This window comes from Synechococcus sp. R55.3, from assembly GCF_047461975.1.
Lineage (GTDB): Bacteria > Cyanobacteriota > Cyanobacteriia > Thermostichales > Thermostichaceae > Thermostichus.
This window is the reverse complement of sequence record NZ_JANSIG010000135.1, coordinates 1-3,910: the sequence shown is the minus strand read 5'-3', so window position 1 is coordinate 3,910 and position 3,910 is coordinate 1. Positions and strand designations below refer to the sequence as shown.

General features: G+C 59.7%; 4 protein-coding genes. All 4 read right to left on the bottom strand.

The window, feature by feature from the left end; genetic code table 11:
* Nucleotides 1-18: 18 nt before the first annotated feature.
* A complete protein-coding gene (locus tag NW849_RS14005) occupies nt 19-1,878 on the bottom strand; it encodes a chloride channel protein (RefSeq protein ID WP_414358414.1) in 1,860 nt (619 codons plus the stop codon).
* A 6-nt stretch (nt 1,879-1,884) separates the two neighbouring features.
* On the bottom strand, nt 1,885-2,673 hold the full coding sequence (map, locus tag NW849_RS14000; protein ID WP_011433730.1) for a type I methionyl aminopeptidase: 789 nt from the start codon (nt 2,671-2,673) through the stop codon (nt 1,885-1,887).
* A 195-nt stretch (nt 2,674-2,868) separates the two neighbouring features.
* Nucleotides 2,869-3,444 (bottom strand): DUF2062 domain-containing protein, encoded by a 576-nt coding sequence (locus NW849_RS13995; protein ID WP_414358412.1) that lies wholly within the window; start codon nt 3,442-3,444, stop codon nt 2,869-2,871.
* A 141-nt stretch (nt 3,445-3,585) separates the two neighbouring features.
* Complete coding sequence (locus tag NW849_RS13990; RefSeq protein WP_414352050.1) at nt 3,586-3,747, bottom strand: hypothetical protein; 162 nt, start codon at nt 3,745-3,747, stop codon at nt 3,586-3,588.
* Nucleotides 3,748-3,910 lie beyond the last annotated feature (163 nt).

The window sequence follows — 3,910 nt, the reverse complement described above, 5'->3', positions numbered from 1 at the left end:
TAATCCGTACTGAACATATTATACATTATTTTCAGTATAGTTGAGCTTATTATTGACTAGAGTCATGCTCTCTGCTGGGGGAACTTCCAACTCCAGGGCTTGCCGCACCGATTGAATCTCTTGGGAGAGCAGCACCCGCTCTCGATCCAACAGGCCGACGATCTGCTCCGGGTCTTCCCGCGAGACCACCGGCAATTGGCGCAAATCGTATTCGTACATCGGCTCGGCTGCCACCGCTACCGCCTCATCGGGGAAGGTGGTGAGAACCGGAGATTGGCTGACCTCCTGCACGGTCAGCTCCGCCAACTCCGCCGCCTCCTTGTGGGCCAAGGCCCGCTCCAGATCTTCCAGGGTGAGAATGCCCCGCAGCCGCTCCTGTCCGTCCACCACCAACGCGCTATGGCACTTTTGCTGCAGCAAACTCTCCAGAGCTTCTCGCAGCGGTGTGTCTTGCCGAAGCAAAAGAGATGGGGGCACCATCACCTCTTGCACCGTCAGCTCTCTAGGCTCCTGCCCAAGGACTCCGTCAAGCGTTGCGTGGCGATAGCGACGGGCGGAAGGGTAGATGGCCGGCGAATGCAACTGCTCCGTCAGCCAGATGCTCAAACCCACTGCCGCCATCACCGGCAGCGCAATGTGATAGTCCCGCGTCATCTCAAACAGCAGCAAGATGGCCGTTAGCGGAGCCCGCACGCTGGCCGCCAACACCGCCGCCATGCCCACCATGGCGTAGGCAGCAGGGGGAGACAAGGCAATCAAGGGCAAAGCTTGAGATAGCACCTGACCGTAGCCTGCCCCCAGCACTGCCCCCATGAACAAAGCCGGGGCAAAGGTTCCCCCCACAAAGCCGCTGCCCAGGCTCAAAGCGCTCAGCAACAGCTTGCCCAATAGGAGCAGGCCCAGATGGCCAAGAGAAAAGGGAACGGCCTGCAGAATCGACTCAATGGTTTCATAGCCCACCCCCAACGCCAATGGGATCCCCAAACCTGCGCAGCCCAGGATCCCGCCCCCCAAAATGGGCTTGCTCCAAGCTGGCCAGGCCGCCAGGGGGCCACTGTTGAACAGGTGCTTGCCCCACTCCAGGGTGTAGCTGAAGGCCATAGAAACCAGGCTGGCCAAAAAGCCCAAGCCGAGATACAGAGGTACCTCCAGCAAGCTGTGGATCTCGTAGTCCGGCAAGACAAAAGCCGGCTGGGTGATGGTGGGCAAAAGAAAAGCGGGTTGTGCCCCCAACCCCACCTGGGCGATCAAGGCGGAGACCACCGCCGCCAACACCACCACACTGACGGCAGAAGTGGTAAAGGTGCGGGCCAAGGCCAGCTCCAGCGCTAAAAACACCCCGGCAATGGGCGCGTTAAACCCTGCCGCCAGGCCAGCCGCTGCTCCGGCAGCCATCAACAGTTGCACCCGCTCCCGCGAGAGGCGTAGGTTTTGCCCCAGCAGGGATCCCAGCAAAGCGCCACTTTCCACACTGGGGGCCTCAGGGCCAAGGGAAGCTCCCGCGCCCAACGAGATGGCAGCCGCCAAGAGCTTGAGCGGGATCCACCAGGGCTGAAGTGCCAAAGGACGAGCAGGACTCACCAAGCCGGAGAGGCTCAAGTTGGGAAAGGGCACAACTGCCCCCAAAGCGCCGATCAGCAGGCCCCCCAACACCGGCGCCAAAGCCAGCGGCCAGGATCCCAGCAGCCACAGGCCATAGTGTTCTGCAGCCCTGCCGAGGCCATCGACGAGGGTGTCCTGCAGCAGATAGCGCCACCAGCCAATCAAGTAGCGAAATCCAACCACCAACAGCCCCGTGGCCAACCCCACTGCCGCCGCCAGCAGCAGCAGCAGGTTCTCGGAGGAGAGGCGCAGGCGGAGAGCGGGGGCGCTGTTCATGATGGCTCAAGGGCTTTGGGAAGGCAGGGTTAAAATTTCTACACCGGTTTCGGTAACGGCGACTGTATGTTCAAATTGCGCCGAGAGCTTGCCATCTAAAGTTACCGCCGTCCACCCGTCGGAGAGCACCTTCACCTCCCAGGTGCCCTCGTTGATCATCGGCTCGATGGTGAACACCATGCCGGGGCGGAGTTTCTCCCCTTTTCCTCGCTCGCCGTAGTGGGGGATCTGGGGGGCCGTGTGGAATTGCCGTCCCACCCCATGCCCGACAAAATCCCGCACTACGCTGTAGCCCTGGGCCTCGGCGTATTCTTGAATGGCAGCGCCAATGTCGCCGACTCTCCCCCCCGGCTTTACAGCAGCAATGCCCCGCCGCAGACATTCTTCGGTCACCTCCACCAGGCGCCGCGCCCGCTCAGAAGGCTGTCCGACAAAGAAGGTTTTGGACGTATCGCCGTGGTAGCCATCCAAAACCGGGGTGACATCGATGTTGATGATGTCGCCTTCTCGCAGGATCTGCTTGGGGCTGGGAATGCCGTGGCAAACCACGTGGTTGACGCTGGTGCAGATGGACTTGGGAAAGCCATGGTAGCCCAAAGGGGCGCTTCTGGCCCCATGCGCCCGCGTCCATCGCTCGGCCTCGTCGTTGAGCTCTTGGGTGGTGACCCCTGGCCGCACCATCGGCTCCAAGTGCTTGAGCAGATCTGCTGCCAGGCGACAAGCCCGCCGCATTTTCTCCAGTTCCCGTGAAGAGAGCAACACAATGGGCTGAGGGGCTTGCGTGAGCTGGTTCATACCCGTCTGCAAAGCGGATCCCAACTGCTCCCCCCATCGCTGGGAGCGACGGCTGAGGTCTGTCAACAACGCTCGCATGTCTTCCATCATGAGACCTTATCTGTGAAAAGCTCTGTGAAAACGGATGGATCTCTGCACCTGCAGACTGTCCAGGATTGGGTTCTCAGTTGGGATTCTGAATCGCCTTGCGCCCATTCACAGACCCCTGCCGGCCATTTTCTGCCGCCGACGAATCCGCTGCACCAACCACAGCCCCAGAAAATAGCTGACGAGGGATCCCCAAAAACCGACAAACGCACAGCCGACAAACAGCGTGCCCGACATCTCCAAGCCCCACTGCATCCAGTTTTGCCAGGTGGCCGCCACCAGCTCTGTGGAAGGGGATCCCAGTAGCCATTCTCCCACCTGGTAGTTAAACGCATAGATGGGCACATAGGTGAAGGGATTACTCACCCAGGTTCCTGCCGCCGCCGCCAGCTTATTGCCCCGAAACGGAACAGCCAACACCAGAGCGGCCAACGTTTGAAAGCCGAAGATGGGGAAACAGCCGGCAAAAACCCCCACCGCCAAGCCGCGGGCAATTTCTTTCGGCGACGATTGCAGCCGCAACAGGCGCAGATAAAGATAGCGCAGCCAACGCTTCCAGGAAGGATCCCGGCGGGCTAGGGTCGGCCCTGGTTGAGATCCAGAGTAGGATCTGGAATAAAGCTTAAGGGATCCCGGCGAAGGCCAGGAGAAAGAGGGCAGCCTCAACCAAAAGAGGGGGCTCATGGCGGTCAGGGGGGGCAACTGAGAGAAGGTGTTAAGTCCTGTAAATCCAGTGTATCTTTCCTGCCCTTGGCGACAAAGGGCCATTGGCAAATCCGGGCCAGCAGCAACGGGGTGACGCCGGGGGATCGGTTTACGGAGTGGTCACCTGAGCTTGTCCACCAAGGCCAGCACGAAGTTAAGACCCAAGTAGGAAACCAGCACCACCAAGAATAGGAACAGGGCAATGTTCAGCCCGGATCGCAGGGCAGAGGGCAGGGATCCCGATTTCATTTTGGGATCAGGCTTTTCGGGGGGAGTTGTCATCTGGAGTTCTGGGGAAGACTGTGAATCTAGGATCCCATCTTGGCTGTGCAGGTGTACCCATCGGCTTACTTTCCGAAGATTGAAGGCCTGATACATTTACGCTGAACACTGCTGAACATCACTGTTCAACTATGCAGCGATAGCATTCTGTTTGTTTCCAAAC